Below are 26,024 nucleotides of genomic sequence, written 5' to 3' on the forward strand. Positions count from 1 at the left end.
GGTCGCATGACTCATGACGACTCCACGGCAGCCAAGAACGAACGAGATCTCGAAGCGGGTATCCACACGGACCTGCGGTCGACGATGACCTATGGGTCCTACCTCAGCCTCGACCGTCTGCTGACATCCCAGCATCCGGTCAGTGAACCGGTCCACCACGACGAGCTGCTGTTCATCATCCAGCATCAGACCACGGAGCTGTGGTTCAAACTCGTCATCCACGAACTCCTCGACGCCCGCAGGCTCATCGCGGGCGACCAGCTCCAGCTCGCGCTCAAGCGCATCGCCCGCGTCAAGCACATTCAGAAGACCCTGACCGAGCAGTGGTCGGTGCTCGCGACGCTGACCCCGAGCGAATACGTCGGGTTCCGCGACGAACTCGGCCGGTCATCGGGCTTCCAATCCTGGCAGTACCGGGCCGTGGAGTTCCTGCTCGGCAACAAGAACGCCGATATGCTGCAGGTCTTCGACGGCGAACCCGAAGCCCGCGCGCAGCTTGAGACCTACCTCAACGAGCCGAGTGTCTACGACGAGTTCCTGCGCTTCCTCGCTCGCCGCGGACTCCCGGTTCCACAGCGACTGCTGGATCGGGACGTGAGCGTGGCACACACCTTCGACGAGGAGCTCCTCGACACCTTCCGAATCATCTACGAGAACCCGGAAACCTACTGGCTGGAGTACGAGAGCTGTGAAGAGCTCGTCGATCTCGAGGAGAACTTCCAGCTCTGGCGCTACCGCCACATGCGCACGGTGCTGCGGATCATCGGCATGAAGCGCGGCACCGGCGGGTCGAGTGGCGTCGGGTTCCTGCAGAAGGCGCTCGATCTCACGTTCTTCCCCGAACTCTTCGACATCCGCACCGGCATCGAGAACGGCCCCGGCACCGCGACCGGAACGACCACGGCGGGCGGCCAGAACTCAGCGACCGGCCAGAACCCAGCGACCGGCTGCCCGGGGAGCTGAGACCGATCGTCGATCTCGAACCGGGCCCCGGCAACCCCACCTCCCTGCTGCGGACCTTCGTCGGACTCCACCTGCGAGACCTGGGCGGGTGGATCCGGGTCGCCGCTCTGCTCGAGCTCCTCGCCACCGCCGGTGTCTCGAATTCCTCGACCCGCAGCGCGCTGTCGCGGCTCAAGGGCAAGGGGCTGCTCCTCGGCGAGAAGCGGGAGAGCATCGCGGGATATCGTGTGGATCCCGCGGCCGTGACGGAGCTTGAGCGCGGGGATCGGAGGATCTTCTCCTACCGTGGTCAGAAGGATGACGAACCGTGGTGCCTCGTGTCCTATTCCCTGCCCGAGGTGGACCGGTCGAAACGGGTTCAGCTGCGCCGAGCGCTGACGGGGCTGGGCTTCGGTGCGGTCACCGATGGGCTGTGGATCGCCCCCGGGCATCTGCACGCCGAGGTCGAGGATGCCTTGGCGGCCCTCGAGGTCCGAGAGCGGGCGACGATCTTCATCACCCAGACGCCGCTGACCGCCGAGCCCTTCGCCCAGGCGGCCGCACAATGGTGGGAACTGGACAGGCTTGCGGCCCGGCACACCGAGTTCCTCGACCGGTACGAACAGTATGTCCCGGACGCGCTGCGAACACAGAATGCAGCGTCGCCCCAGCCGCCTGCCGATCCTCGCGAGGCATTCGTCCTGTGGTTGCGCTGCGTCGACGATTGGAAGACGATTCCCTACGTCGATCCGGGCCTTCCCGCCAGCGCCCTGCCGCCCGATTGGCCCGGAATGAGGAGCGTCGAACTCTTCGCCCAGCTGCGCCGTAGCTGGGCAGAGCCCGCACGCTCCCACGTCCGGGAGGTCGCCGCCGGGAAGTGACATGCCTGCGGCGCGGCCAGGGCCGGATCAGCTCACCCGGTCCGAATCAGCTCAGCAGCGTCTCGAATTCAGCCCAGCAGCGTCTCGACCACAAGCGGGAAGGAGGACGAGGCGGGATCGACGAGGTCGGCGTGGTCGGCGCCCTCGGCGATGGTCAGTCGCGCCGGGAACGTCCGTGAGAAACCGATGTCGACCGTCTGATCGCGATCGCCGTGGAGGATGAGCAGATCCGCCCGAGCCGGAATGAGCAGCACTCGAGAGCGCGGATCCTCCCGCAGATACGGTGTCAGATCCTGCTCCGGTCGCGTACCCATGTAGTCGAGCACGGCGCCCTCGCCCAAACCGTCCTCGACCTCCCGGAACAGGTCCGTGATCGGAGCCAGGGGCCGCAGTCGGAACTCGGGTCCGTTCTCGCCGAGGTGACTCGCCCAGGCCAGCACCAGGCACCCTCCGGCGGAATGACCGGTCACGATGAGATCCTGCCGTGCTCGATCATTGACGCCCCAGCCGGGCAACGACTCGCACGCGAATGCGATGGCGGCGGTGACGTCATCTGAGCAGTTGGGCTGCCCACCTAAGCGTCGGTACTCGATGAGTACGCACAGCAGGCCCGCCTCGGCGAGGGCAGCGGCCATGGGCCTGGCATGGGCGAGGCCCGTGCGCGGCCGGAAGTAGCCGCCGTGGACGAGAATCACCGTCGCCGAGGCGGTGCCCGGGTCACCGTAGACCTCGAGGAACTGATCGGGATCGGTTCCGTAATCACGTCGGAAGGCAGTCCGCGTCGAGTCCGGCGCACTGCCGGCGGCGCCCAGGGCGGCGAAGCGCTCGTCCTGCCTCATCGAGCGAGTGGAGGTGGTGTCATCGCCTGCACTCATTCGGGTTTGCGCACGCGTGTCAGCTCGGGAATCTTCGCATCGAGCTTGTCGCCCGAGGACTGCCCGCGCAGACGCCGGCCGACCCACGGGGCGAAGTGCTCGCGAGCCCATTTCGACTCCTCGCTCATCACGTTCCGGATCGGACGGGTCGGACGCGCGGGCATCGCGAAGCCCGTCACCGGCAGGGAATGCCCGCTTTCGACCGTGGCCAGCGCCTGCCGGGCGACGAGGTCATGGCCGGCGGGAGACAGATGGATCCGGTCATCGGCCCAATTGTCGTCGGCATAGAGTGGCCGCAGGCCCCAGACGTCGATCATGTGGCAGCCGTGACGCTGCGCGATCGACCACAGATGGGTGTTGTAGATGCCCACACGCGGACGTACGGCGCGGATCAGGGGTGAGCTGATCTCCGTGTCGAATCCGTTGCACATGAGCACCTCGATGCCTGCTTCGCGGAAGGCGACGACGGCCCGTTCGAACTGGTCAGCGAGGTCGTCGATGTCAGCCATCGGGCGCAGGCAGTCGTTGCCGCCGCCGCAGAAGCTGACCAGATCCGGTTTGAGGGCGAGTGCCTTGGGCACCTGCTCGTCGATGATTCGGTCGAGGAGGCGTCCGCGGATGGCGAGGTTGGCGTAGGTGAGCTCGGGACTGCCGACGGGGGAGTCGACGAGTTTGCCTGCGAGGCGATCGGCCCATCCCCGGTACCGGTCCTCCCGGTCCGGATCGTGGTCCATCAGCCCCTCACTGAACGAATCGCCGATCGCGACGTATGACGTGATGGTCTGGAGCATCGGGGGTCCTTCTCTCTTTGATTCTCTGACTTCGCACTATACTGAATCGGCCGTGCCGGATTCAGGTGGGAGAGCCTCGGATTCGTCGCGGCCCTGCGTTGTGACCAGTGCTGATCGCCTGGCGTAGACTCGTTTCGAGACGGATCTCATCATTGAAGGCCACTGCAAGAGGAGCACAATGTATCGTTCGGTTCCGGTTCCGGAGATCACTGATTTCGCCATCACGAATGCGCGGATTCTGCCCATCGCAGATGCCGGCGGCAGACGCGCCGAACCGATCAAATCGGGGACCATCGTGGTCTCGAACCAGACGATCACCTCGGTGGAATCCGGCACTGTCACCGTACAGGATCTGCCCGCCGGGACTGAGATCATCGATGCCGGCGGACGCTGGGTGCTGCCCGGATTCATCGAAGCCCACGGCCACCTCGGCGTCCATGAGGACGGTGAAGGCTGGTCCGGTGACGATACGAACGAGATGACCGATCCCAACGGGGCCGGAGTGCGCGCCCTCGACGGCATCGACCCGTCCGAGCTCGGATTCAAGGATGCGCTGCGAGGAGGCGTCACCTCGGCGTTGATCAAACCCGGCTCCGGCAATCCGATCGGCGGACGCACCGCCTTCGTCAAGACCTGGGGGCGGATCGTCGACGAGATGCTCGTGACGCAGGATCTGTCCGTGAAGTCCGCTCTCGGGGAGAACCCGAAGCGCGTCTACGGTGAGAAGAACGTCACCCCGTCCACGCGTATGGGAACCGTGAAGGTCCTCCGCGATGCCTTCGTCGACGCCCAGAACTATCAAGCGAAACGTGCCCACGCCGAAGCCGAGGGCACTCCCTTCGAACGCGATCTCGTCAAGGAGACCCTGGCAGATGTCCTCGAGGGCAAGCTCGCCTTCGACCAGCACTGCCACCGTGCCGATGACATCGCCACGGCCATCCGCCTGTCAGAGGAATTCGGGTACCGACTCGTCATCAACCACGGCACGGAGGGCCACAAGATCGCCGACTACATCGCGGACAAGGGCATCGACGTCATTCTCGGACCGCTGATGACCAGCCGGTCGAAGGTCGAGCTGCGTGACCGCACCCTGGCAACCGCGGGCGCGCTGGCCAAGGCCGGGGTGCGCATCGCCCTGACCACCGACCATCCCGTCATCCCGATCAACTTCCTCATCCACGAGGCCTCCCTGGCGGTCAAGGAGGGCCTCGATCCTGTCGTCGCACTCGAAGCGCTGACCATCAACCCCGCCGCGATCTTCGGTCTCGACGACCGCCTGGGCTGCCTTGCCCCGGGCCGGGACGCCGACCTCGTCCTCTGGTCCGGTGACCCGCTCGACCTGAACTCCCGCGCCGATCAGGTGTTCGTCTCCGGCCGCAAGGTCTTCGAGTTCGACGCCGATGCCGGTTCTGCCGACGTGGCGGACCCGTTCGGCCCGACTCTCATCAGTGAGCCGTGACGGACGACAGCACAGAAGAGGCCCCCACCGCCGAGGTACCGGTCGACGCTCAGTCGTCGTCCGGACCTGAGCACGAGGCGAACCAGGGGGCAGCCGGATCCTCGGCGCTGCAGGAGCTGCTCGAACTCTCCCGTCAGCAGCGTCTGCAGGATCTGCGCGAAGCGCCGACGGGAGAGCTGAAGACCGACGAGGCCGGTCCCGCCGGCGGGCAGTCACCGAAGACGACGACGGCGAAGTCGAGGCCGAAATCCGACTCCAGGGGCGCCTCCCAGCGGATCGCTCAGCGCGTGGCTAGGCGCACGGTCGGCAGGCTCGTCACAGGCACCTCGGTCAACACTCAGCCCGTCCCCATCGTCACCGCGCTCAAAGGCTCCCCCTACAAGGCTCCGGTCCAGGCCAACGAGCCCAATGAGGACGAGGCCAGGATGGTCCTCGACCTCGCGGCCGACATCGCTGCGATCATGATGCGCGCCGGTGCGGGCACCTCCGACATCGAGGTCTCCGTCATCGCCGCGTGTGCCTCCTTCGGGCTGACCACCGCACAGGTGGATCTGACCTCGAACACCCTGACCGTGCACTATTCGACCTCCGACGGCCGTCTGATGACCGTCATGCGGGTCAATCGCGGCGAATCCATCCACTTCGCGAAGCTGGGCTCCGTGCACAAACTCGTCACCGATCTGGTCGCGGGAAACCTGGGATTCAACGATGCCCGCAGCCGCCTCGACGCTATCCGCTACCAGCGCCGTCCCTACCAGGAATGGTTCGTCACCGGGGCGTGGGGTCTGATGGTCGGCAGCCTCGTCGTGCTGCTCGGCGGCGGGGTCGTTGCGTCGGGCCTGGGCATCGTCATGTCGATCCTGATCAGCCAGTTCGGCAAGCTCATCAGACGCACCACGCTGCCCGGCTTCTTCATCACCACGCTGCAGGCGGCGTTCGCGACCCTGGTGGCGATGGCGGCCGGCAACTTCGGCATCATCGAATCGCCCCAGTATCTCGTGGCGGCGGGAATCGTCCTGCTCCTGCCCACGCAATCCCTGTATTCATCGGTCCAAGACGCCCTGACGAATTTCCCGCTCACCGCTGCCGGACGGATGGTGGGAGTGGTCCTGACCCTGGCCGGCATCGTGTCGGGGCTGGCCCTGGGGGTCGTGACAGGAGAGGCGATCGGTCTCGATCCGATCGAGGTCCTCGTGCCCAAGACCGGTGTGCACGTGCTCACCGCGATCGTGTCGCTGGTCGCAGCGACCGTCGTCTCCATGGCAGGCGTCGTCGGTATGCAGTCGACGAGGCGGTTCATCCTGCCGGCCGCGTTCGTCGGCCTCGCCTCCTACATCACGATGACCTCGCTGACGATCCTCGCCATCGACAACGTCTTGGCCAGTCTGCTGGCGGCGACCGTGACCGGTTTCCTCGCGCGGCCGCTGTCCCTGCGGCTGGGCGCACCGGCCATCGTGCTCATGATTCCCGCGATCTACACCCTGCTGCAGGGACTGTCGATCTTCACCGCCGTCTATCAGATCGTCGCCGAATCGGAGACCACGTCCTTCGCAGTGGGACTGTCCTCGCTGTTCACCGCGATCCTGGCCAATGCCGCCCTGGCCGTGGGAGCTGTGCTCGGCAGCTATCTGGCCAGGCCGTTGAAGAACCTCAAGGCCGACGCCGTGGAGAAGACCGCCGAGTCCGCGCGCTCGGCCGAGTCGACGATGACCATGGACACGGTCGAATCCCGCGAGTGAATGTCGGCCACACGACCGAAGTGGGCGGCTGGCGTTCGTGCCTCGCACTGACTCCTGAGCCGAGCCCGGGTTCAGTCCTGGGGTGGGAGGCTCCAGTCGATGGGTGCCAGGCCCTTCTGCGCGAGCAGGTCGTTCGTGCGGGAGAACGGCTGGGATCCGAAGAAGCCCCTGCTGGCCGACAGCGGTGACGGGTGCGCGGACTCGATGATCGCGACCTCGGAGCGACCCGACTGCAGCATCGGTGCCAGATTCCTCGCGTCACGGCCCCAGAGAATCGCCACGAGCGGCTGGTCCCGGTCGACGAGGGCGGCGATCGCCTGCTCAGTGATGGCCTCCCAGCCGCGCTTGCGGTGGGAGGCAGGTTCGCCCGGTGCAACGGTGAGCACCCTGTTGAGCAGCATCACTCCCTGCCGCGACCAGGCCTGCAGATCACCGTGGGCGGCAGGGGTGATGCTCAGGTCGGCGGCGAGTTCCTTGTAGATGTTCGTCAGCGACCGGGGGAGCGGCCGTACATCGGGGTCGACGGCGAAGGACAAACCGATCGCATGCCCGGGCGTCGGATAGGGATCCTGACCGACGATGAGCACCTTCACTTCGGCGAGCGGCTCTGCAAAGGCGCGGAACACCGCGTCTCCGGCGGGCAGATAACTGCGCCCAGCCGCGATCTCCTCCCGGAGGAAATCGCCCATGGCATGGATGCGATCGGCCTGGCCGGACAGCGCTGTGGCCCAGTCGGGGGACATGATCTCGGTCAGTTCAGCTGTGGACGTCATGCCCGAGATTCTACCGATGGGCTGCCATCTCCCCGATCCGCGTTCGACCGGGTGCGGGACCGGGACCGGGTCCGGGGCCGGGTGCTGATGTGCACACAACGCAGATGAGGTGTGCATCATCGCTTACCGCCCCGCCATTCTTTTCGCCCCGGGGCAGGCGATATGCTCGACGATGAGAGTTCATCGCAGAACTGAGTAGGTGAAAGGATCACAATGTCGCAATTTCCCGAGACCACGAACTGGAAGATGTTCATCGGCGGAGAATGGGTCGAAGCTGCCGACGGTGACAGGAAAGACGTCATCACCCCCATTGATCGCAATGTTGTGATCGCCACTGTGGCCAATGGCAAGGAAGACGATGCCGATCGCGCCGTCAAGGCCGCTCGGAAGGCCTTCCCCGAATGGGCCGCGCTGCCATTCAAAGAACGTCAGAAGATGCTCCTGCGCTGCGCCGACGCACTCGAAGCCGGTGCCGAAGAACTGGCCCAGCTGACCGCAATCGACACCGGCAACGCCATCCGCACCCAGGCCCGCCCCGAGACCAGCACCCTCGTCGACCTGTTCCGCTACATGGGCGGAGTCGCCGGAGAGGTCAAGGGCAATACCCTGCCGGCCGGTGACGGACAGCTGCAGTACACGAAGCGCATGCCCCTCGGTGTGGTTGCGGGAATCCTGCCGTGGAACTCGCCGCTGATGATCGCCGCTTTCAAGACCCCGGCCGCGCTGGCCGCTGGCAATACCATCGTGCTCAAGTGCGCCGAGGATGCACCTCTGACCGTCCTCAAGATGGCCGAGCTGATCGCCGACATCCTGCCTGCCGGCGTCCTCAACGTCGTCACCGGCAAGGGCTCGGTCATCGGTGAAGCGCTCAACGTCCACCCCGATGTCGACAAGGTCTCGTTCACCGGTTCGACCAGCGTCGGCCGTCACGTCGCCGAGCTGGCAGGCGGTCGCCTCGCGCATTCGTCGATGGAACTGGGCGGCAAGAGCCCTAACATCATCTTCCCCGACTCCAACGATGACGACACCCTCCAGCAGGTGCTGCTCTCGACGCGCTTTGCCCGTCAGGGGCAGTCCTGCACGATGGGCTCGCGCCTGTTCCTGCACGAAGACATCTACGATGACTTCCTGGCCAAGCTCGTCGACGCCGTCTCGAAGATGAAGGTCGGAGACCCGCGTGAGGAGGACTCCGACATCGGCTGCATCATCAGCAAGAAGCAGTACGACCAGGTGTCGGACTACATCGAGATGGGCAAGGCGATGGACGGCGTCGAGGTCGCCTACGACGGTTCCGACTCGCTCGAGGTCGGCGAACCCGGCTTCTATCACGCACCCGTCATCTTCTCGAAGGCGAGGAACGAATGGAAGACGAGCCAGGAGGAGATCTTCGGGCCCGTCCTGTCGGTCATTCCGTGGAAGGACGTCGACGAGGTCATCGACATGGCCAATGACAGCGAGTTCGGCCTCGCCGCCTTCGTCTTCACGAAGAACGTCGACGCGGCCCTGACGATGGCCAACCGGATCGAATCCGGTTGGGTCCAGGTCAACCAGGGCGGTGGCCAGATGGCCGGTCAGTCCTACGGCGGCATGAAGACCTCCGGTTTCGGCCGTGAGGCCTCGCTGGAGGGCATGCTCGAGGGCTTCACCCAGATCAAGCAGGTCAATATCCGCATTCGCTGATCAGCATTCGGCACAGTTCGTCCGCGGATGACTGGTCAGTTCGTCCGCTGACGACTGGTCGGAGACTCAATCCACTCGACCCACTCGGCTGTGGCGGCTCACGCATTACGATGAGTCACCTGAAGCAGGGTGGGTTGTCTGGTTCTCTGCCGAGGGGCGATGCCGCCGGAATAGCGGATGCGCGTCTCGGGCCCGAGGCGGCGCGCCGGGAATTTCAGTCTTGTCCTCCGGGCGATAATATAGAGGCAACGATACTTCTCGAAGGAGCACAACATCTATGCCGCAGAACCAAGACGCCCCCGAACTGAGTGAGCTCGAGGTGTCCGTTTTGGAGTTTGAGCGGCGGTGGTGGAAGTACGGTGGAGCCAAGGATCACGCGATCCGTGAACGCTTCGACATGTCGGCCACCAGCTACTTCCAGATCCTCAACTCCCTGCTCGACAACCCTGCCGCTCTGGCCAGTGACCCTATGCTGGTTAAACGCCTCCGTCGCATCCGCACCACGCGGCAGAGCGAACGAGCACAAGCCCGCGTCTCGAGGTAGACATGACTGACGAATTCGACGAGATCGAAACCGGACGACGCAGCGGAGCCCATCGGCAAGACTCCGCAGCGCAGTCGAACGTCGGTGCCATCGCGCTGGTCATCATCCTCGCACTCGTTGCCGTCCTGCTGGTGGTCGCGGCCATCAACATCATCACCTCATCGATGAAGAACCCCGAGGCCGATGTCGCCGACTCTGGATCCGACAAATCCGCCTCGGCGAGTCCATCGCCAAGTGAGAGCGAAGTCAGCGTCGCTGACTCCTCACTCAACGTCGACGTCCTCAACGGTTCCGGAGTCTCCGGAGTCGCGCAGGACTTCTCCGAAGCAGTGGAGGAGAAGGGCTGGAGCATCGGCCAGGTCGGCAACTACTCGACCGCACTGACCGATTCGACTGTCTACTACTCAGGCGAAGAGAACGCCTCCCAGGCGAAGATGGTCGCCGATGCGCTCGGCATCGAAGCCACTGAGGCGTCGACGGACTTCGACGCCGACATCACCGTCGTCATCTGTTCCGACATCGCCGACCGCGGCCCCGAGCCGAGTGACGGCGGCTCGGAAGAAGGCGGTTCCGGAGAGGGTGGCTGAGGCCAGTTCGCCGAGGCCAGGACGCTGTTTGAAGTCGGCCGATGCCGGCCGAAGCGGCGCAGATTCGCCGGGCTGTGAACGCCTCGAGAGCGTCTATATAACGAATCAGTAACAGTGTTGAGGGGCCGAGGGACCGGTCCGGTGCTGGGGTAGAGTTGCATCAGCTAGGCAAGCACTGCCCTTGTGTTCTATTCGTGCTTCACCGAGATCATTCTCTAGAGGTCAATGAGAGATATCGCGGGGTCGGTTGAGTTTTACTAGCTTCCGTTGTCCGCTGCGCAGCCACGCTGGTTGCAATCGGGTGACGGAATGTCAATGACACTGCACTGTATGGAGAAGTAATGGCACAAGGTACCGTCAAATGGTTCAACGCCGAAAAGGGCTATGGATTCATCACCCTGGAAGGCAACAACCAGGACGTGTTCGTTCACTGGAGCGCAATCCAGATGGACGGCTACCGCGCTCTCGAAGAGGGCCAGCAGGTTGAGTTCGAAGTTGGAGAAGGACAAAAGGGTCCTCAGGCGGAATCCGTCACCCTCCTCTGAGACTCACGTACGTAAAGTCTTTTGATCCGCTTCGGCAGGATGACGGCCGAGGCCAGAATCCTCCCGAGCGGGGAAAGCGCCAAGCAGGCAACTGCTTGGCGCTTTTCAGTTGTGCGGGGGCGCCCACTTCCTGCGGGGCAGCCCTCCTGCGGGGCGGCCTCCCGTGGGATACCACTTCTCCTGCATGATGACTCTCATTCGTGATGACTCTCATGCGCGAGTGAACGATCAGAATGCGTGTCTGGGGCCTCATGCTGCTGGAGACGGTTGAGGGGTGTCGGTTGAAAAATGGGGTGGGGCCCGATCGAAGTCTCAGAGCTCTACTTGCAAGTGGGGCTCTGAAACGTGGATGGGGCTGTCAGTCTCGGCTCGTTCGAATGCATCTCGCGCAGCAGCCTTCCCCGCGCAGTTGCCGCAGAGCTCGCGCCTCTGGCCACGCACCTGAGACCTCGCGCATCGAGCTGGCGAGCCACGGTCATCCAGCGCACCTCTTTCTTCTATCTGGCGACGCGAATGGAGTTTCGCGCTGGGCCGAACCGCACAAGCAAGCGGGAGCCACCCAAAACGATGGCTGCGGGCACGTCCAATATTTGCACTCGCAGGGGGAGAGTGCTAAATCTAGTACTGGTGAAAACCATGGGTTTCTCATCAGTCGTCTCGAGAGCGTGGTCCATGTGTGGAATGGAACATGCGGACACACTCTCTGCCGTCGCGGGCGTTGGCGACTGCTCTGGAATCCCACTCCACTCCATCAGGGAGGATCTAAGCCACTATGGCAAAGATGATTGCATTCGACGAAGAAGCTCGTCGGGGACTCGAAGCTGGTCTGAACCAGCTTGCGGACGCGGTCAAGGTAACCCTTGGGCCCCGTGGCCGCAATGTCGTGCTCGAAAAGCAGTGGGGCGCACCCACCATCACCAACGATGGTGTCTCCATTGCCAAGGAGATAGAACTCGAGGATGCCTACGAGAAGATCGGCGCTGAGCTCGTCAAGGAAGTCGCCAAGAAGACTGACGACGTTGCAGGCGACGGCACCACCACCGCCACCGTTCTTGCCCAGGCCCTCGTTCGCGAAGGCCTGCGCAATGTGGCAGCCGGTGCTGATCCGCTCAGCCTCAAGCGCGGCATCGAGAAGGCTGTCGAAGCCGTCACCGGTGTCCTGCTCGAGAACGCCATCGACATCGAGACCAAGGAACAGATCGCCGCTACCGCCGGTATCTCCGCTGGAGATCCTGCTATCGGTGAACTGATCGCCGAGGCCATCGACAAGGTCGGCAAGGAAGGCGTCGTCACCGTCGAGGAGTCCAACACCTTCGGACTCGAACTCGAACTGACCGAGGGTATGCGCTTCGACAAGGGCTACATCTCCGGTTACTTCGTGACCGACACGGATCGCCAGGAGGCTGTCCTTGAGGATCCTTACATCCTCATCGTCAACTCCAAGATCTCGAACGTGAAGGATCTGCTGCCCGTCCTCGAGCAGGTGCAGCAGTCGAACAAGCCGCTGTTCATCATCGCCGAAGACGTCGAGGGCGAAGCTCTCGCGGTTCTCGTGTTGAACAAGATCCGTGGCACCTTCAAGTCGGTTGCCGTCAAGGCTCCCGGCTTCGGAGACCGCCGCAAGGCTCAGCTGGCCGACATCGCCATCCTCACTGGTGGTCAGGTCGTGTCCGAGGAAGTCGGGCTCAAGCTCGACAACGTGACGACCGAACTGCTGGGCACCGCCCGCAAGGTCGTCATCACCAAGGATGAGACCACCATCGTCGAGGGTGCCGGAGACGCCGAGGAGATCGCAGGACGGGTCGCACAGATCCGTGCCGAGATCGAGAACTCGGATTCGGACTACGACCGTGAGAAGCTGCAGGAACGTCTGGCCAAGCTGGCCGGCGGCGTTGCAGTCATCAGGGCCGGTGCTGCGACCGAGGTCGAGCTCAAGGAAACCAAGCACCGCATCGAAGATGCAGTGCGCAACGCCAAGGCTGCTGTGGAAGAGGGAATCGTCGCCGGTGGCGGCGTCTCGCTCATCCAGGCGGGCAAGGCTGCCTTCGCCAACCTCTCTCTCGAGGGTGACGAAGCGACCGGCGCCAACATCGTCAAGGTTGCCGTCGAAGCTCCGCTCAAGCAGATCGCCACCAACGCCGGGTTCGAAGCCGGCGTGGTTGCCGACAAGGTTGCGAACCTCGAAGCCGGATACGGTCTCAACGCCGCAACCGGTGCCTACGAGGACCTGTTGGCCGCTGGCATCAACGACCCGGTCAAGGTGACCCGCTCTGCTCTGCAGAACGCCGCCTCGATCGCCGGTCTGTTCCTGACCACCGAGTCGGTTGTCGCCGACAAGCCTGAGAAGGCTGCACCAGGTGCTGACGCAGCTGCTGCCGGTATGGACGGAATGGGCGGCATGGGCTTCTGATCAGCCCCTGACGCTCCACGAGCCGTGCCGGTGCCCGAAAGGGCGCCGGCACGGCTCTTTTCGGTGTTTGGTAAGTCCCGTAGCCTGGATGACATGACGTTCACCGGCACAGATTCCTGCGGAAACAGCCCGAAGAACATGTTCGTGGCCCGGTTCGAAGAGAATCTGTTCAATGGCGATGAGCAAGCCCTCGCCGAGGTTGTCGCCGAGGACTGCATCCTCCAGATCGTCGGCAGCGGGGGAGTTGAGACCAGCACCGGGCGCGACGCGGTCGTCGATGCGCTGCTGGGCGTCTCGGACGCAGATCCCGTAGCCGGCCACCTGGAGGCTGCGATCACCCACGGCAAGGCCGCTGCGGCATGGGGTCAGTGGGAGAATTCGAGCGACGGAGACGACGTTCGGCAGTTCTCACATACATTCTGGTTCCGCACCAACAAGGCAGAGGAATTCGCTCAGATCCGGGTATTCCACCCCTGAGGCCTCAAAGCTGAAAGTTCCCATGCGCGGCGCTGCCCGTCAACGCCAGCGGTGACTGGCACCCCCAAGCGCTGCTTTCAGTCCCAGGGGTTTCCGCGTCGCCGACGACGTTCTTCCCGCCGCCTGCGCATCTCATCACGCGGAGACTCATAGCCAGGCCTGAAAGGAGGGGCCAAAGGGTGAGGAGGCTGCAGACCGTGGCCGAACGCGTCGTCGAAGTCCTCGTCCTCATCATCGTTCTTATGCTCCTCAAGCTCACGCTTGGCCTCAGCATCGCCCAACTGCGCTCGAGCTCGTTTCGTCAGCTCTCGCTTGCGTTTGCGGATGAGGCTCTGCTTGTTGGAGATCTGAGAGATCGCCCCGAAGAGCATCGGAAGGATGACGAAGATCGGCCAGAAGAAGATGAACCGTCCCGAGGCGAGTGAGGTGGCGGCCCAGATGGCGAGCGTCACGCCGGCGGGGCCGGCGAACATGCCCAGCAGTGCGTTCCGGACACGGTCCCGGTAGTACTTGTGCGCGGCCGCGTCGATCTGCTCAGGAGTGATCGGGACACGATCGGCATCCAGCCGGGCCAGAGCTTGAGCGCGGGCGGAATCGTCGAGTTCGCCGGGTTCGACCTCGCCCGCCTCGGCGATGATGAGGTCCTGGACAAGGTCGGGAACCTCTCCCAGGGTCTTCAGACGATTGGCGGCCTCGCTGCGCTCGTCGAATTCCTCCGCATCGATCTGCCCCAGCGCATACGCCTCGGAGAGCACATCGGTCACGACGGCGCGATCGGCATCCGAGGCGCGCACCTGCCCATGAGCGCGTGGATCCGCGGTGAATCGCGACCAGAGCGGAGGACTGTTCATGTCTCTTACTGTAACCCCGCCCAGAAGAGGGCCTTGAACTAGAATTGAGCAAATGGAACCCGTCGTCGTGCTCATCCTGTTCGCGGTGTTCCTCGGGGCAGTCTCACAACGAGTCAGTGGGATGGGATTCGGCCTGGTCAGCGGCCCATTCCTGGTGCTGTTGCTCGACCCGTTCTCGGGTGTGGTGCTCATCAACATCTGCGGAATCGTCGCCAGCGGCACCGTATTCGTCCGCACTTGGCGAGAGGCCGAGTGGGGTTCGTTCTGGAAATTGTCGTTGGGAACCGTGATCGGCACTGTTCCCGGCGCACTCCTCGCTGCCGCGCTCCCAGCGCCACCGCTGCAGATACTGATCGGCGTGCTCATCATCGTCTCCCTCATCAGCTCCATGATCATCGGCCGAATCGGCAAGACGATGCCCGCGAACTTCGGAACGAAGTTCACGACCGGTTTCCTCTCGGGAACGATGTCGGCGGCTGCCGGCACGGGCGGTCCTGCCGTCAGCGCCTATGCAGTGCTGACGAAATGGGAGCAGCGCAGCTTCGCCGCAACCCTGCAGCCGTTCCTCGTCGTAGGAACCACCTCGGCGATCATCTTCAAAGCCGTATTCGATCACAGCGCCTGGCCGCAGCTGACCGCGCCCACATGGATCGGGATCGCGGCGGTCCTCGTTGCCGGGCTCGTCAGCGGTGACTGGCTGTCGCAGAAGATCGAGTCCTCGACTGCTCGGATCGCCGTGATCGTCCTTGCCCTCGGAGGCGGAACCGCGACCCTCGTCAAAGGTCTGGCGCACCTGAACTGACCGCGACTGTCGAGCTTCCCTCGTTGTCAATTCGGTGACCTACGGTGAGCGGACAGGGTGCTCGCGGAGAGCACCTGCGTGGGGCCCGTCGACTGAGCCGATACAAGGGTTCGGTTCAGTCGCCTGTCAGATTCGTCCGGCATACTTACTGGTGACTCGTTTTGCTGGGGAGGCATGAATCGTGGCAGAAGTATTCCTGATAATAATCGTGGTGCTCGGCACCATCTTCTTCGTGAGCCACCGCAAGGAGAAGAAGCGTCAGAAGGAGCTCTTCGCCGCCGAGCTGCAGCAGGTGACGAAGACCGCTGAAGAGGATGTCACGTCCTTCGGCGAAGAAGTCGCCGAACTCGATATTCTCACGGCTGGCGTCGAACTCGACACCGGCGGCGAGCAGGACTACAAGCAGGCGCTCGACTCCTATGACATCGCCAAGGAAACGCTCGACAAGGTCGACGAGCCCTCCGATATCCGCAATGTCACCGAGGCACTCGAAGACGGTCGCTACGCGGCCAAATGTGTGCGCGCCCGCGTGGACGGAAAGCCACTTCCTGTGCGTCGTCCCCCCTGCTTCTTCAACCCGCAGCACGGTCCCTCAGTCGAAGACATCGACTGGGCACCGGCCGGAGGCCAATTGCGTCCGGTTCCCGTCTGCGCCGCCGACGCAGAGCGAGTCGCAGTGGGTGCCGAGCCCGCGGTCCGCAAGGTCGTGACCGGTGACGGACACACACGCCGCGCCTACTGGGAGGCCGGTCCCGCATACGCCGAATACAACCGGGGATACTTCAACTCCTACGCAGGCTCGGGACTTCTGCCCGGCGTGCTCATGGGATCGATGATGTTCGGTGGAATGGGCGGCGGCTGGGACGGTGCCGAAGGTGCTGGAGCCGATGCTGGCGGCGGTGACGGAGGCGGCGGCGATGCCGGAGGTGACGGCGGCGGACTCTTTGGTGGCGGAGATGGTGGCGACGGCGGCGGACTCTTCGGCGGCGACGGATTCGACTTCGGAGACCTGTTCTGATGGAGACCATCGAAATCCGCGGTGATTCGATCAAACTCGGTCAGCTGCTCAAACTCCATGGCGTCGCCGAACACGGTGCGATGGCCAAAGACATGATCGCCGACGGCGAAGTCGTGGTCAACGGTGAGGTCGAGACTCGCCGAGGCGCCACGATTCGTCCCGGAGACACGGTCGAGGCCCTGGGCGAGGCCATCGAGATCTCTGCCGAGTAGGACTCGCCGTCCTGGTTTCGAGCCGACTGCCGAACCAGGACTGACAAAGCGGAAGGGACGTCCCCGCGGGGACGTCCCTTCCGCTTATTCCGGTGCAGGCATTTACTCCGGTTCAGCTGCGTATTCCGGTTCAGGCGCGGTCGCTTGGCCGACGGCTGCAGTTGAGTTCGCGTCGCTCCGGCCGACGGGTATACGCCCTCCGTCGACGACGGAGGGCATGTGATCCGTGCTCAGGGGTGTTGATCCGCCCGAGGGGTGTCGTTGAGACCGGGTGCGTCCCAGAGAGGCGACCACCTGGAGGTGTCCTCTTCGAAGGGGAGCTCATTGGACAGTATGCCACGCACCTGAATCTCGAGTGGGTTGTCGCGCTGTTTGGGGCCCGACTGTGCGAACGGATAGAAGGTGCCCCGCTTGTACTGGTAGACAAGCGCCAGACGGCGACCATCCGGGTTGGCGAAGTAGACGGTCGAGCACAGCAGCATCGTATCGAAGCCCTGGCTGACCAGGGCCGAATTCACGGCGTGCAGATTGGTCACGAGGCTGACCACCTGGGCGTCGGAGTCGGAGACCACCTGCCAGGTGTAGCCGAAGCCGTCGTTGCGCTGTGACACGCTCGCGGCGGAGTCCGAACTGATGAGGGCGATGCTCTCGGACTCGGCGGTCTGGAACGCCGCACCCTCGACCTGTCGGAATGCCACGGCGCCGACTCCGGTGGGCTTGAAGCCTGTCGCGGCCTCGAGCGTCAGTGCGGCGGGAGGCAGTGCGAAGAGGTCGTCGAGGTTGGCCCGCTTCGGTTTGGAACGGCCCAACAGCGCGTCGAAGAAACCCATGAAACTCCTAGTGGATGTCGGTCGGTGCGGTTGATGTCACCAGAGTTGTGGTCAGCAGAACGGCTGATGTCACCAGAGTAGTGGTCACTGCGGCTGCGAGAGCTGCCCGGAGATCCTCGCCAACTGCTCCAGGCGTTTGTCGAGCGAGGGATGGGTGGAGAAGAGCTGTGTGAAGGCGGCCTTGCCGCTGGCTGCGGGAATGAGGGCCAGGTGATTCGCCGAGGAGGAGGCACGCAGGTCCTTCTCGGGGATCTTGCTCATGTCGCCGCTGAGCTTCGTCAGTGCGGAGGCCAGTGTCGAGGGTGCGCCGGTGAGGATTGCGGCTGCCCTGTCCGCGGCAAGTTCGCGGTAGCGCGAGAGGCTGCGGATGAGGAGGAACGAGAGCCCGTAGACGACGGCACCGACGAGGATGAACAGCAACTGGATCGGAACGCCGTTGTTGTTGTTCGATCGTCCGAAGCTCATGTAATACCCGGCGCGCATCATCAGCGCGGCTACGACGCCGGTGACTCCGGCGACGGTCATGACGGTGACATCGCGGTGGGCGACGTGAGAGAGTTCGTGGGCGAGCACGACCTCGACCTCATCGCGGTCGAGCTTCTCGAGCAGACCACGCGTGACACAGACGACCGAGCGTTCCGGTGACCGGCCAGTGGCGAAGGCATTGGGGATGGCTGAATTCGAGACTGCGACGCGCGGTTTGGTCGAATCGGCGAGCTGGCAGAGGCGGTCGATCATCGTGTGCAGGTCCGAGGCCTCCTCAGGGGAGACCTCCCGTGCACCCATCGCCTTCATGGCGATCTTGTCCGAGAAGTACCACTGGAAGAAGAATGCGCCGGCACTGACGAGCACAGCGATGATGACGCCGGAGATGCTTCCGCCGAGCATCCACCAGATGGCGAGGATGAGGATCACGTAGATGAGCCCATTGAGGAAGATCGTCCACCCCATGCGCATGGTGAGTCCGTTGTCTTTGACGAAGCGATTCTTCATCGTCGTTCCTCTCTGGGTGTGTCAGTTCCGGCCCACAGCCTTGGGTCAAGGCAATGGGCCGGAGTCATCGATATCAAGCTATGAGGATCAGGCTGGATCGGGAATGAAGCCTTCGCCGGTGAGAAGTTCGGTAATCTCTTCCAGAGTCGCGTCGACGAACGGGACGACGGCTTCGCTCGTCCCCAGAAAGTCGTCCGAGACTGGCTTGCCGTGTCCGACGACGTAGTCGTGGAGCGAATTCAGAGCGTTTCTGGCGGCTTGTTCATTGCCCACATTGACGGCGTCCTCGACCTGATTGTCGTACTTCTGCAGCAGCTTGTGGTCGACGTCTGCGACGTCGAACTGGCCTTCGCCCATGATGCGGATGATCATTGCTTGTCCTCACCTTCAAGCGACTGCTGCTGTTTGTCCGACGAGGCCGGCAGCGCCTCACGCATCCGGTTGAGTTCCATCTCGACGTCGTTATCGCTGGAGAGCGCGTCGAGCTGTGCGCTGAGGTCGTCCTTCGACGAGCCGGTCACATCCTCCAGTGCGCCCGAAGCGATCAGTTCGTCGACGGCACCGGCACGTGCCTGGAGCGAAGCGGTCTTGTCCTCGGCGCGCTGGACCGCGAGTCCGACGTCACCGAGTTCTTCGGAGATGCCCGAGAAGGCTTCGCCGATCTTCGACTGTGCCTCGGCGGCGTTGTATGTGGCTTTGATCGTTTCCTTCCGGGTGCGGAAGGCGTCGACCTTGGCCTGCAACCGTTGTGAAGCCATGGTGAGTTTCTGCTCTTCGGCCTGCAGCCCCTCGTGCTGACCCTGCAGGTCGGTGATCTGCTGGTCCAGTCCCGACTTCCGAGTCAGTGCCTCACGTGCGAGGTCCTCGCGGTTCATTTCCATGGCCTTCTGAGCCTGGCCGCTGAGTTTGGTCTGCTGCTGTTCGAGCTGCGTCATCTGCAGCTCGAGGCGCTTGCGGCTGGTGGCGACATCGGCAACACCGCGGCGTACCTTCTGCAGCAGCTCAAGCTGCTTCTGATATGAATAGTCGAGAGTTTCATTGGGGTCCTCGGCTTTGTCCAGTGCCTTGTTGGCCTTGGCGCCGAAGATCGCCGCGATCCTTTGGAAGATACTCATCCCTAGTTGACTCCTGCATTGGTCTTGACCCGACGCTGCCGGCCGATCATCTCCGAACCTGGAGGAACCCAGCCAGCACCGCCGCGAACTATCGCTATCAGCCTACTAATAAAGGCTGATAATTTGCCAGACGCGGACAAAGAACTCGAACAGAGACTTCAGATGGGATTAGGTACCGACAGTGTCGATTGCCCGGCGCTCACGGAGTGAACCAGCGCTCTCGGAACGAACCGGCGCTCACGGTGCGAAGAGGCGAGAGTTCGCAGCTTCGACCTCCGAGTACTGCGCGGCCGCCGTGTTGAGCGCTGCATGAATCGAGTTCAGTGATTCGAACAGCTGTTTCTGTGCCCCTTCCCATTCATTGATGACCGTCTGGAAATTCTGTGCCGCACTTCCTTTCCAACACTCCTGCAGGGCCAAAAGATTCCTCAGCATCGTATTGGACTCTGCAATGAGGGTGCGGGAGGTGCCGGCCGTGGCGGCCGCTGCGGATGAGACGCGTTCGGCATCGACTTCGAAACTCATGACTTCTCCTGACGGTGGTCACCGGGACACAGGACGAGGCGCCCGGACTCACTCCAGCATCGCGGCTCGCTCGCCGCCGACAGAAGTTCAAAGAAAGAGGGTGTGGACAGCACTTGGCTGTCCACACCCTCGATGCACATGAGTGAGATCGTCGTCTACAGCGATCTGCACTCAAGTCCGACTACTTCAGGACCAGTGATGTCTTCAGCGTCTGCTCCTGACCGCCGCGGATGACAGTGAAGTCGACGGGAGTGTTCGTCGGCTGCGCCCGGACGAGTGCGCGCAGACCGATCGCATTGTTGACCTTGGTGCCGGCCACGGACACGATGTCATCGCCGTCCTTGAAGCCGGCCTTGTCTGCCGGCGATCCGGACTGCACGGACTGCACCTTGGCGCTGCCGCGAGTGATGCCCCCACTGTTGATCTGTCCGTCAGTGAGCGTGATCCCGAGGAACGGATGCAGCGCCTTGCCGCTGGCGATGAGCTGGTCGGCGATCATCACAGCTTGTGAGGAGGGAATGGCGAATCCGATGCCGATCGAACCCGACTGGCCACCTTCACCAGCCTGACTCAACGAGGCTGCAGCGGAGTTCACACCGATGAATTCGCCATTGCCGTCCACGAGCGGTCCACCGGAGTTGCCGGGGTTGATCGCCGCATCCGTCTGGATGGCGTTCGTGATCGTCATCTCCTTCTGCTGCGCGTCCTTGCCGATGTTCTCCGTGGACACCGGCCTGTCGAGGGCCGAGACAATGCCGGTGGTGACCGAATCCGCGAGGCCGAGGGGGTTGCCCAATGCCATCACCGGATCGCCGACCTCCATCTCCTTCGAGTCGCCGACGGGCAGGGGATCGACGTCATCGGGAACCTGCTCGAGCTTGATGACCGCGATATCGGTCGACGGGTCGCGGCCGACGATTTCGGCCTTCGTCGTCTCTCCGCTCTTCATCGTCACCGCGATCTCACCGGAGGGCGTGTCCGCCGGAGCCACCACGTGATTGTTCGTGATGACGTGTCCCTGGTCGTCATAGATGGAGCCCGATCCCAGCCCCTGCACCTGTCCACTGGTGCCGACCTTGATCGAGACGACGCTCTGGGAAGTCTCCTTTGCGACCTGGGTCCAGTCCGGGGTCTCGATGGTCTGATCGGCGACCTTGCGTGGCTCATCTCCGCCGAAGGCGCTGACCGCGTAGCTTCCGCCGAAGGCCAGAGCCCCGCCCAGAAGAGCAGCGATCAGGGCGATGGCGATGGTCGCGCCCCAGCCCGGTCCTCGCTTCTCTCGCCGAGGTGGTGCTTGGCCTCCGTACGGCCCTGGACCGCCGGGACCGTTGGGTCCCCCCGGGCCCCCGGGCCCGGACTGGAAGCCTGCGGAACCGGACCCGGGATATCCACCCGAGTTCGGCTGATTGCCCCAGTGACCGTAGGCGGCGGCGCCTGCGCCAGCATCGGCAGGTGCACCGGCACCAGCGCCGGCTGCGCCTGTGCCGACTGGACCGGCGGTGCCGGCCGGGACGCCTGGGCCCGCGCCGGTTGTGGTCTGTCCGGCGCCTTGCGAATAGGGAGTGCCGTACGGGTTCGGGTCAGTGGGGGAGGTGGGGCCGGTCTGCGGGCCACCATAGGGTGAGTTGGCGCTGGCATAGTTCTGGCCGGAGCCATACCCCGGTTGCCCCGATTGTCCTGGATGCCCTGTCGGTGTCGGTGCATCCACAGGGGGTTGAGCGCGAGTCGGCTGCATCTGGGGAGGATTCTGGTCCTGGCGACCGGGGCCGGCGCCCTGCCCCTGCCGCGGGTCCTGCCCCGGCCCGCGACCCTGCCGCGGGTCCTGACCTTGCCACGGGCTCTGTCTCGGGTCCTGACCCTGACCAGCACTCTGCCCTTGACCAGGACTGTGGCTTTGGGCTTGGCCTTGTCCCGACTCGGGGCCGTTCGGGCCGGCCGGCGGCGCGACGGGCGGACTGACCCGAGCCGGACCGTTCGGACCGTTCGAGCCGCTGGGGCCATTCGAGCCGCTCGGGAACGTGCGCGGCACTTCTGCCGAACGGCGGGATCCGTCCGCGGAGTTCTGGGACCCTGCCGCCGAGTTGCGGGGATCATCTGAGGATTCGCGTGAGTCATCGGTGGAAAACGTCCGGTGGTCCTGATCCCCGTGCCGTCCCCGATTGTTGGAATTGTTGCCCTGATTGTTGGGGTCGTTGCTGCTCATCGCTCGTCCTTTCGTGCGTCCGGAGCGCTGTCGTCAGTTTCTGAGATGGGCAGGTCGATGCGGAACGTCGCACCGCCACCCGGTGTCTGGTGCACTGTGATCGCACCGTGGTGGTTCTCCACGATCGCCTTGACGATGGAGAGCCCGAGGCCCGATCCGCCGGTGTCGCGAGTCCTGGAGACGTCGAGGCGGTAGAACCGTTCGAAGATCCGGGGCACGACCTCGGGATCGATTCCCTCGCCGTGGTCGCGGACTTCGAACCTGACTCGCCCGTTGGGGAACCCGCGCAGAGAATCGTCGACGGTGATGGACCCGGCCGCCGTCATATCCGGCACGATGCCGGTCGGTTCCTGAGCGTCGGTCTGATCATTGCCATTCGAGTCGCCTCGGCGGAAGATGCGGACACCGCCGGTGACGAATCCGCGCTCGCGGGACTTGTCCTTCGCCGCAGCCTTGTTCGCTCCGGTTTTGGAGCCGTCGTCCTGGCCACCTGTCGGGTCGGCTGGTTCAGCGCTTGATTCGGAGCGGCCTCCGACGACCCCGACGGCGAATTCGACGGCGGTGTGCTCGGGCGTGTGCCGGACCGCGTTGCCGGCGAGATTGACGATGACCTGGCGGATCTTCGATTCCGACCCTCGGATCATTGGCACGGGCTGGGCGTCTTCTCCGTCGAGTCCGATGAAGCTGATGTCCCGGTCGGGGGCTTGGGCAGCGGCATCGGCTGCAGCGTCGCGGGCGATCCTGTGGAGGTCGATGGGACCGATCTCGGCAGGTCGCTGCTCGTCGAGGCGGGCGAGGACGACGAGGTCGTCGACGAGGACGCCCATGCGTTTGGCCTCGGACTCCATGCGCTCCATCGCAGCCCCGATGTCGTCTGATTTCGTGATCGCACCCTGCCGGTAGAGCTCGGCGTAGCCGCGAATCGTGACCAAGGGCGTGCGCAGTTCGTGAGATGCGTCGGACACGAACTGGCGGATGCGCTTCTCCGATCGCGTCTGCCCGTCGAAGGAGTCTTCGATCCGGCCCAACATCGTGTTCAGCGCGCCGGAGAGACGACCGAGCTCGGTATTGCGAGGGAACGTGGGGACCCTTTGACTCAGATCACCGGCGGCGATGCGTGATGCGGTCTTCTCGATGTCACGCAGCGGACGGAACGTGTTGTTGATCGCCCAGTACCCGACGCCTGCCACCATGGCCAGCGCCAGCAGGCCGATGCCGATCATCGTATTGCGGGCACGTTCGTTGATGCCGTCGATCTCACGGTCGAAGGGCACCGCGATGGAGACGAGCACGTCGGTGTTCTGGACCTTCATCGCTCGTGCTCGCCACTTCGAACTGGTTCCGGCGACGGTGAATGGCTCACCGGAGCGTTCGTAGACCTGGTTTTCGTTGACCGTCGGCAGAATCGGGCGGTTCTGCGGCTCGGGAGCCACCGGGTCGCTGATCGGTTTGCCGTTCGTGTCATAGAACTGGACGTAGAAGCCCCCGGGCATAAGGCTCTTGAGCTCATCCCAGGAGCTCGAATCGATGGTGGTGGGAGTCTCGGCCGAGGAATCCGACCCGTCGCTGTCACTCGAATCCGCGGTCTGGTTCTCACTCGACTGCGTTGACTGCAGCTGAGCAGGTTGGAACACATCTTGGTAGGCCTGCTTCGCCAAAGTCTCCGAGGCATTGATGAGTCTCTCATCGGTGCGTTCGACAAGGCTGTCGCGAAGGTTCTCGAGCACCCAGGCGCTCGTTCCGGAGAGTACGAGCAGCATGAGCAGCATCATGATGGCCAGCAGCTTCGTGGTCAGTGACCACTCTTCCCAGAAGCCGGGACGTGTAGGACGGGATTCTTTTGCCACGTGAGTAATCTAGTGCCTGAGTTTGGCTGATTACTTGGATTCTGGTGTGCGCAGCATGTAGCCCACGCCGCGCTTGGTCTGGATCATCGGTGTCCATTCCATCTCGACAGGGTGTCCGGCGGCGTCGGTCTCCGGTGTGACGTCGATCTTGCGGCGCAGGTAGGAGATGTAGGATTCGACGATTCCGGTGTCGCCGCCGAAGTCGTATTCCCAGACATGGTCGAGGATCTGTGACTTCGAGAGCACCCGGTTCGTGTTGAGCATCAAGTAGCGCAGCAGCTTGAACTCAGTGGGGGAGAGGTCGATGAGGATTCCCGAACGACGCACCTCGTGGGTGTCGTCATCGAGTTCGAGGTCGCCGGCCATGATGACGGCGTTCTCCTCTTCTTCGAGGCTGCGGGTCCGGCGCAGCACGGCGCGGATTCGGGCAACGACTTCTTCGAGGCTGAAGGGCTTCGTCACGTAGTCATCGCCGCCGACGGTCAGGCCGGTGATCTTGTCCGAGGTGTCATCACGGGCGGTGAGGAACACGACCGGAGCGTTCATGCCGATCTGGCGAAGGCGACGCGTGACGGTGAAGCCGTCCATGTCCGGCAGCATCACGTCGAGGACGAGAAGGTCGGGAGCGGTCTGCTCGGCCAGGCGAAGCGCTTCTGCGCCATTGGCGGCCGAGACGACGTCGAATCCTGCGAAGCGCAGGCTGGTCGAGAGGAGTTCGCGGATATTGGGCTCATCGTCGACAACGAGGAGTGTGGCCTCGATGTCGGTATCGTTTGCTGTAGTCATGCATCCAGTCTGAAGCTCTACTCTGATAGTCCAGTGATAGTTACCTGAATGCAATTGTGATCTACATCACGGAAAAACTCTCAGAAAAGTCCTATCGAGGCCTGAGTGCCGCATGCGCTCTCAGGAACGACCCCACAATTTGAGCGATATTTGCGCTCGTACACAGTTGGAACACAGGAAAGTCGGCAGCCGTGGGAGTCTCGGTCGCCGAGGCGGTTCCCGGACCGGTCTTCACCTCAGGGTTCGGTGTTGCGAGTCAGGGTTCAGTCTGGCGGGCGCGGAATGCGGCCACATGCGTGCGGTTGGCGCAGTTGCCGGAATCGCAGAAGCGCTTCGAGCGATTGCGGGTGAAGTCGGCGAGGTAGGCATTGCAGTCCTCGGCGGCGCAGAGACCGAGCCTGTCGAGGTCGCCGCTGCGGATCAGGTCGATGAGGACCAGTGCCACGTCGGCGGCGACCCGATCGGCGAGACTCGCCGACTGACCCACTGCGTGCAGGTGCCAATCCCAGTCCCCGTGTCTGACCAATCGCGGGAGTGCACCGGCCCACTGAAGTGTGACATTGACCTCACTGACGATGCGCTCCGTGGCCTTCGAGGCATCAGAGTCCGTCTCGGCGTCGATGCTGGCATCGAGGGCGATGGCGAAGCGTTCACGGAGTTCCCGGGTCTCTTTGACGTCGGACTTCGTGGCCTTCAGCGGCCCGGAGAAGTCGTGTCGGGCCGCGAATCCGTGGAGTCCGGCGGTCGTCGTCAGCTCATCTCCCGCCTCGGCGATGGCCCCGGAGGTGTTCAGCAGGTCGACGAGCATGGTGAGGTTCGAGCGAATGTCATTGGCGAAAGTCATTGTGGGTCACATTCTTGCACATGATGTAAGGACCAAAGTGCATTTGACTCATTTCGCGGCCGTGGTGAATACTTCATGAGGACGGGCTCATGCTCGCACAGCGCGCGTCGCGTCAGCGGCCGATCAGCACAACTCGGTCGCTCTCGGGCCACTCACATCTCCGCAGTTCTCACTCACACATCACAACTGTTCCAAACCACAACTGGCCCACACCACATCTGAACCGCACCACAGCTCACCCACACGCACCACCGCCTCGGCGAGGGCATGCGTCCACGTCGGACCACCGCACATC

Annotated in this window: 26 protein-coding genes and 1 pseudogene; 14 read left to right on the forward strand and 13 right to left on the reverse strand. The window is 63.6% G+C overall.

The window, feature by feature from the left end; genetic code table 11:
* The first annotated feature begins 6 nt into the window (after positions 1-6).
* The 3 genes and pseudogenes from BLT92_RS12940 (at position 7) to BLT92_RS12945 (ending at position 1,823) form a co-directional block, all read left to right on the forward strand.
* Positions 7-963 carry a tryptophan 2,3-dioxygenase gene (locus tag BLT92_RS12940; protein WP_092106144.1) on the forward strand — a complete coding sequence of 319 codons (957 nt, stop codon included), beginning with the start codon at positions 7-9 and terminating at the stop codon, positions 961-963.
* Between the two features lie 47 nt (positions 964-1,010).
* Positions 1,011-1,178 (forward strand): annotated as a pseudogene (locus tag BLT92_RS21050) (regulator); the annotation flags it as partial.
* A 27-nt stretch (positions 1,179-1,205) separates the two neighbouring features.
* Positions 1,206-1,823 (forward strand): PaaX family transcriptional regulator, encoded by a 618-nt coding sequence (locus tag BLT92_RS12945; RefSeq protein ID WP_231938820.1) that lies wholly within the window; start codon positions 1,206-1,208, stop codon positions 1,821-1,823.
* Positions 1,824-1,891: 68 nt separating this feature from the next.
* Here BLT92_RS12945 and BLT92_RS12950 read toward each other — a convergent pair whose 3' ends face one another.
* Both BLT92_RS12950 and BLT92_RS12955 read right to left on the reverse strand, forming a co-directional pair.
* Positions 1,892-2,662 (reverse strand): alpha/beta hydrolase, encoded by a 771-nt coding sequence (locus BLT92_RS12950; RefSeq protein WP_092106148.1) that lies wholly within the window; start codon positions 2,660-2,662, stop codon positions 1,892-1,894.
* Positions 2,663-2,694: 32 nt separating this feature from the next.
* The gene (locus BLT92_RS12955) at positions 2,695-3,489 is read right to left on the reverse strand and encodes an SGNH/GDSL hydrolase family protein (protein ID WP_092106150.1); all 795 of its coding nucleotides are present in this window, start codon (positions 3,487-3,489) and stop codon (positions 2,695-2,697) included.
* 178 nt (positions 3,490-3,667) lie between these two features.
* On the opposite strand from BLT92_RS12955, the gene BLT92_RS12960 reads away from it, so the two are divergent.
* Both BLT92_RS12960 and BLT92_RS12965 read left to right on the forward strand, forming a co-directional pair.
* Positions 3,668-4,948, forward strand: coding sequence for an amidohydrolase (locus BLT92_RS12960; protein ID WP_197679614.1), 1,281 nt, complete (start codon positions 3,668-3,670; stop codon positions 4,946-4,948).
* Positions 4,945-6,687, forward strand: coding sequence for a threonine/serine exporter family protein (locus tag BLT92_RS12965; protein WP_092106152.1), 1,743 nt, complete (start codon positions 4,945-4,947; stop codon positions 6,685-6,687). The genes BLT92_RS12960 and BLT92_RS12965 overlap by 4 nt, the downstream gene beginning before the upstream one ends.
* A 71-nt stretch (positions 6,688-6,758) precedes the next feature.
* On the opposite strand, the gene BLT92_RS12970 is transcribed toward BLT92_RS12965, so the two are convergent.
* Complete coding sequence (locus BLT92_RS12970; protein ID WP_092106154.1) at positions 6,759-7,460, reverse strand: uracil-DNA glycosylase; 702 nt, start codon at positions 7,458-7,460, stop codon at positions 6,759-6,761.
* Positions 7,461-7,673: 213 nt separating this feature from the next.
* Between BLT92_RS12970 and BLT92_RS12975 the strand changes: the two genes are divergently transcribed.
* From BLT92_RS12975 to BLT92_RS13000, 6 genes are all read left to right on the forward strand, one after another.
* Positions 7,674-9,140: an aldehyde dehydrogenase family protein gene (locus BLT92_RS12975; RefSeq protein ID WP_092106156.1), complete on the forward strand. Its 1,467-nt coding sequence runs from the start codon at positions 7,674-7,676 to the stop codon at positions 9,138-9,140.
* Positions 9,141-9,417: 277 nt separating this feature from the next.
* Positions 9,418-9,684, forward strand: coding sequence for a DUF3263 domain-containing protein (locus tag BLT92_RS12980; protein WP_092106158.1), 267 nt, complete (start codon positions 9,418-9,420; stop codon positions 9,682-9,684).
* A gap of 2 nt (positions 9,685-9,686) precedes the next feature.
* Positions 9,687-10,271, forward strand: a complete 585-nt coding sequence (locus tag BLT92_RS12985; protein WP_092106160.1) for a LytR C-terminal domain-containing protein — start codon at positions 9,687-9,689, stop codon at positions 10,269-10,271.
* Between the two features lie 341 nt (positions 10,272-10,612).
* Positions 10,613-10,816, forward strand: a complete 204-nt coding sequence (locus BLT92_RS12990) for a cold-shock protein (protein WP_009881874.1) — start codon at positions 10,613-10,615, stop codon at positions 10,814-10,816.
* Positions 10,817-11,588: 772 nt separating this feature from the next.
* On the forward strand, positions 11,589-13,226 hold the full coding sequence (gene groL, locus BLT92_RS12995) for a chaperonin GroEL (protein ID WP_092106162.1): 1,638 nt from the start codon (positions 11,589-11,591) through the stop codon (positions 13,224-13,226).
* A gap of 93 nt (positions 13,227-13,319) precedes the next feature.
* Positions 13,320-13,703 carry a nuclear transport factor 2-like protein gene (locus BLT92_RS13000; RefSeq protein WP_092106164.1) on the forward strand — a complete coding sequence of 128 codons (384 nt, stop codon included), beginning with the start codon at positions 13,320-13,322 and terminating at the stop codon, positions 13,701-13,703.
* 77 nt (positions 13,704-13,780) lie between these two features.
* Here the strand turns inward: BLT92_RS13000 and BLT92_RS13005 are convergent, their stop codons facing one another.
* The gene (locus tag BLT92_RS13005) at positions 13,781-14,554 is read right to left on the reverse strand and encodes a DUF1707 SHOCT-like domain-containing protein (protein ID WP_092106166.1); all 774 of its coding nucleotides are present in this window, start codon (positions 14,552-14,554) and stop codon (positions 13,781-13,783) included.
* Positions 14,555-14,606: 52 nt separating this feature from the next.
* On the opposite strand from BLT92_RS13005, the gene BLT92_RS13010 reads away from it, so the two are divergent.
* The 3 genes from BLT92_RS13010 to BLT92_RS13020 all read left to right on the forward strand — a co-directional run bounded on the left by BLT92_RS13010 (position 14,607) and on the right by BLT92_RS13020 (position 16,586).
* A complete protein-coding gene (locus BLT92_RS13010; RefSeq protein WP_092106168.1) occupies positions 14,607-15,356 on the forward strand; it encodes a sulfite exporter TauE/SafE family protein in 750 nt (249 codons plus the stop codon).
* Positions 15,357-15,537: 181 nt separating this feature from the next.
* Entirely contained in the window at positions 15,538-16,374 is an 837-nt protein-coding gene (locus BLT92_RS13015; protein ID WP_092106170.1) for a hypothetical protein, read from the forward strand.
* A complete protein-coding gene (locus tag BLT92_RS13020) occupies positions 16,374-16,586 on the forward strand; it encodes an RNA-binding S4 domain-containing protein (RefSeq protein WP_092106172.1) in 213 nt (70 codons plus the stop codon). Before BLT92_RS13015 ends, BLT92_RS13020 begins: the two co-directional genes overlap by 1 nt.
* A gap of 230 nt (positions 16,587-16,816) precedes the next feature.
* Here the strand turns inward: BLT92_RS13020 and pspAB are convergent, their stop codons facing one another.
* From pspAB to BLT92_RS13065, 9 genes are all read right to left on the reverse strand, one after another.
* Positions 16,817-17,416, reverse strand: a complete 600-nt coding sequence (pspAB, locus tag BLT92_RS13025) for a PspA-associated protein PspAB (RefSeq protein WP_092106174.1) — start codon at positions 17,414-17,416, stop codon at positions 16,817-16,819.
* Positions 17,417-17,500: 84 nt separating this feature from the next.
* Positions 17,501-18,409, reverse strand: coding sequence for a zinc metalloprotease HtpX (htpX, locus tag BLT92_RS13030; RefSeq protein ID WP_092106176.1), 909 nt, complete (start codon positions 18,407-18,409; stop codon positions 17,501-17,503).
* Between the two features lie 87 nt (positions 18,410-18,496).
* The gene (pspAA, locus tag BLT92_RS13035; protein ID WP_092106178.1) at positions 18,497-18,781 is read right to left on the reverse strand and encodes a PspA-associated protein PspAA; all 285 of its coding nucleotides are present in this window, start codon (positions 18,779-18,781) and stop codon (positions 18,497-18,499) included.
* The gene (locus BLT92_RS13040) at positions 18,778-19,524 is read right to left on the reverse strand and encodes a PspA/IM30 family protein (RefSeq protein ID WP_092106180.1); all 747 of its coding nucleotides are present in this window, start codon (positions 19,522-19,524) and stop codon (positions 18,778-18,780) included. The genes pspAA and BLT92_RS13040 overlap by 4 nt, the downstream gene beginning before the upstream one ends.
* A 237-nt stretch (positions 19,525-19,761) precedes the next feature.
* On the reverse strand, positions 19,762-20,049 hold the full coding sequence (locus BLT92_RS13045) for a WXG100 family type VII secretion target (protein ID WP_092106182.1): 288 nt from the start codon (positions 20,047-20,049) through the stop codon (positions 19,762-19,764).
* A 181-nt stretch (positions 20,050-20,230) separates the two neighbouring features.
* Positions 20,231-22,252, reverse strand: a complete 2,022-nt coding sequence (locus BLT92_RS13050) for a trypsin-like peptidase domain-containing protein (protein ID WP_092106184.1) — start codon at positions 22,250-22,252, stop codon at positions 20,231-20,233.
* On the reverse strand, positions 22,249-24,099 hold the full coding sequence (locus tag BLT92_RS13055; RefSeq protein WP_092106186.1) for a sensor histidine kinase: 1,851 nt from the start codon (positions 24,097-24,099) through the stop codon (positions 22,249-22,251). Before BLT92_RS13055 ends, BLT92_RS13050 begins: the two co-directional genes overlap by 4 nt.
* Before the next feature lie 30 nt (positions 24,100-24,129).
* Complete coding sequence (locus BLT92_RS13060) at positions 24,130-24,885, reverse strand: response regulator transcription factor (RefSeq protein WP_092106188.1); 756 nt, start codon at positions 24,883-24,885, stop codon at positions 24,130-24,132.
* 256 nt (positions 24,886-25,141) lie between these two features.
* A complete protein-coding gene (locus tag BLT92_RS13065; protein WP_092106190.1) occupies positions 25,142-25,729 on the reverse strand; it encodes a CGNR zinc finger domain-containing protein in 588 nt (195 codons plus the stop codon).
* Positions 25,730-26,024: the final 295 nt, after the last annotated feature.

This window comes from Brevibacterium picturae, assembly GCF_900105045.1.
Classification (GTDB): domain Bacteria; phylum Actinomycetota; class Actinomycetes; order Actinomycetales; family Brevibacteriaceae; genus Brevibacterium; species Brevibacterium picturae.

Coding starts and splice junctions, on each gene's coding strand:
- BLT92_RS12940 (WP_092106144.1), top strand. CDS start 7: ATGACTCATGACGACTCCACGGCAGCCAAGAACGAACGAGATCTCGAA.
- BLT92_RS12950 (WP_092106148.1), bottom strand. CDS start 2,662: ATGAGGCAGGACGAGCGCTTCGCCGCCCTGGGCGCCGCCGGCAGTGCG.
- BLT92_RS12955 (WP_092106150.1), bottom strand. CDS start 3,489: ATGCTCCAGACCATCACGTCATACGTCGCGATCGGCGATTCGTTCAGT.
- BLT92_RS12960 (WP_197679614.1), top strand. CDS start 3,668: ATGTATCGTTCGGTTCCGGTTCCGGAGATCACTGATTTCGCCATCACG.
- BLT92_RS12970 (WP_092106154.1), bottom strand. CDS start 7,460: ATGACGTCCACAGCTGAACTGACCGAGATCATGTCCCCCGACTGGGCC.
- BLT92_RS12975 (WP_092106156.1), top strand. CDS start 7,674: ATGTCGCAATTTCCCGAGACCACGAACTGGAAGATGTTCATCGGCGGA.
- BLT92_RS12980 (WP_092106158.1), top strand. CDS start 9,418: ATGCCGCAGAACCAAGACGCCCCCGAACTGAGTGAGCTCGAGGTGTCC.
- BLT92_RS12985 (WP_092106160.1), top strand. CDS start 9,687: ATGACTGACGAATTCGACGAGATCGAAACCGGACGACGCAGCGGAGCC.
- BLT92_RS12990 (WP_009881874.1), top strand. CDS start 10,613: ATGGCACAAGGTACCGTCAAATGGTTCAACGCCGAAAAGGGCTATGGA.
- groL (WP_092106162.1), top strand. CDS start 11,589: ATGGCAAAGATGATTGCATTCGACGAAGAAGCTCGTCGGGGACTCGAA.
- BLT92_RS13000 (WP_092106164.1), top strand. CDS start 13,320: ATGACGTTCACCGGCACAGATTCCTGCGGAAACAGCCCGAAGAACATG.
- BLT92_RS13005 (WP_092106166.1), bottom strand. CDS start 14,554: ATGAACAGTCCTCCGCTCTGGTCGCGATTCACCGCGGATCCACGCGCT.
- BLT92_RS13010 (WP_092106168.1), top strand. CDS start 14,607: ATGGAACCCGTCGTCGTGCTCATCCTGTTCGCGGTGTTCCTCGGGGCA.
- BLT92_RS13020 (WP_092106172.1), top strand. CDS start 16,374: ATGGAGACCATCGAAATCCGCGGTGATTCGATCAAACTCGGTCAGCTG.
- pspAB (WP_092106174.1), bottom strand. CDS start 17,416: ATGGGTTTCTTCGACGCGCTGTTGGGCCGTTCCAAACCGAAGCGGGCC.
- htpX (WP_092106176.1), bottom strand. CDS start 18,409: ATGAAGAATCGCTTCGTCAAAGACAACGGACTCACCATGCGCATGGGG.
- pspAA (WP_092106178.1), bottom strand. CDS start 18,781: ATGATCATCCGCATCATGGGCGAAGGCCAGTTCGACGTCGCAGACGTC.
- BLT92_RS13040 (WP_092106180.1), bottom strand. CDS start 19,524: ATGAGTATCTTCCAAAGGATCGCGGCGATCTTCGGCGCCAAGGCCAAC.
- BLT92_RS13045 (WP_092106182.1), bottom strand. CDS start 20,049: ATGAGTTTCGAAGTCGATGCCGAACGCGTCTCATCCGCAGCGGCCGCC.
- BLT92_RS13050 (WP_092106184.1), bottom strand. CDS start 22,252: ATGAGCAGCAACGACCCCAACAATCAGGGCAACAATTCCAACAATCGG.
- BLT92_RS13060 (WP_092106188.1), bottom strand. CDS start 24,885: ATGACTACAGCAAACGATACCGACATCGAGGCCACACTCCTCGTTGTC.
- BLT92_RS13065 (WP_092106190.1), bottom strand. CDS start 25,729: ATGACTTTCGCCAATGACATTCGCTCGAACCTCACCATGCTCGTCGAC.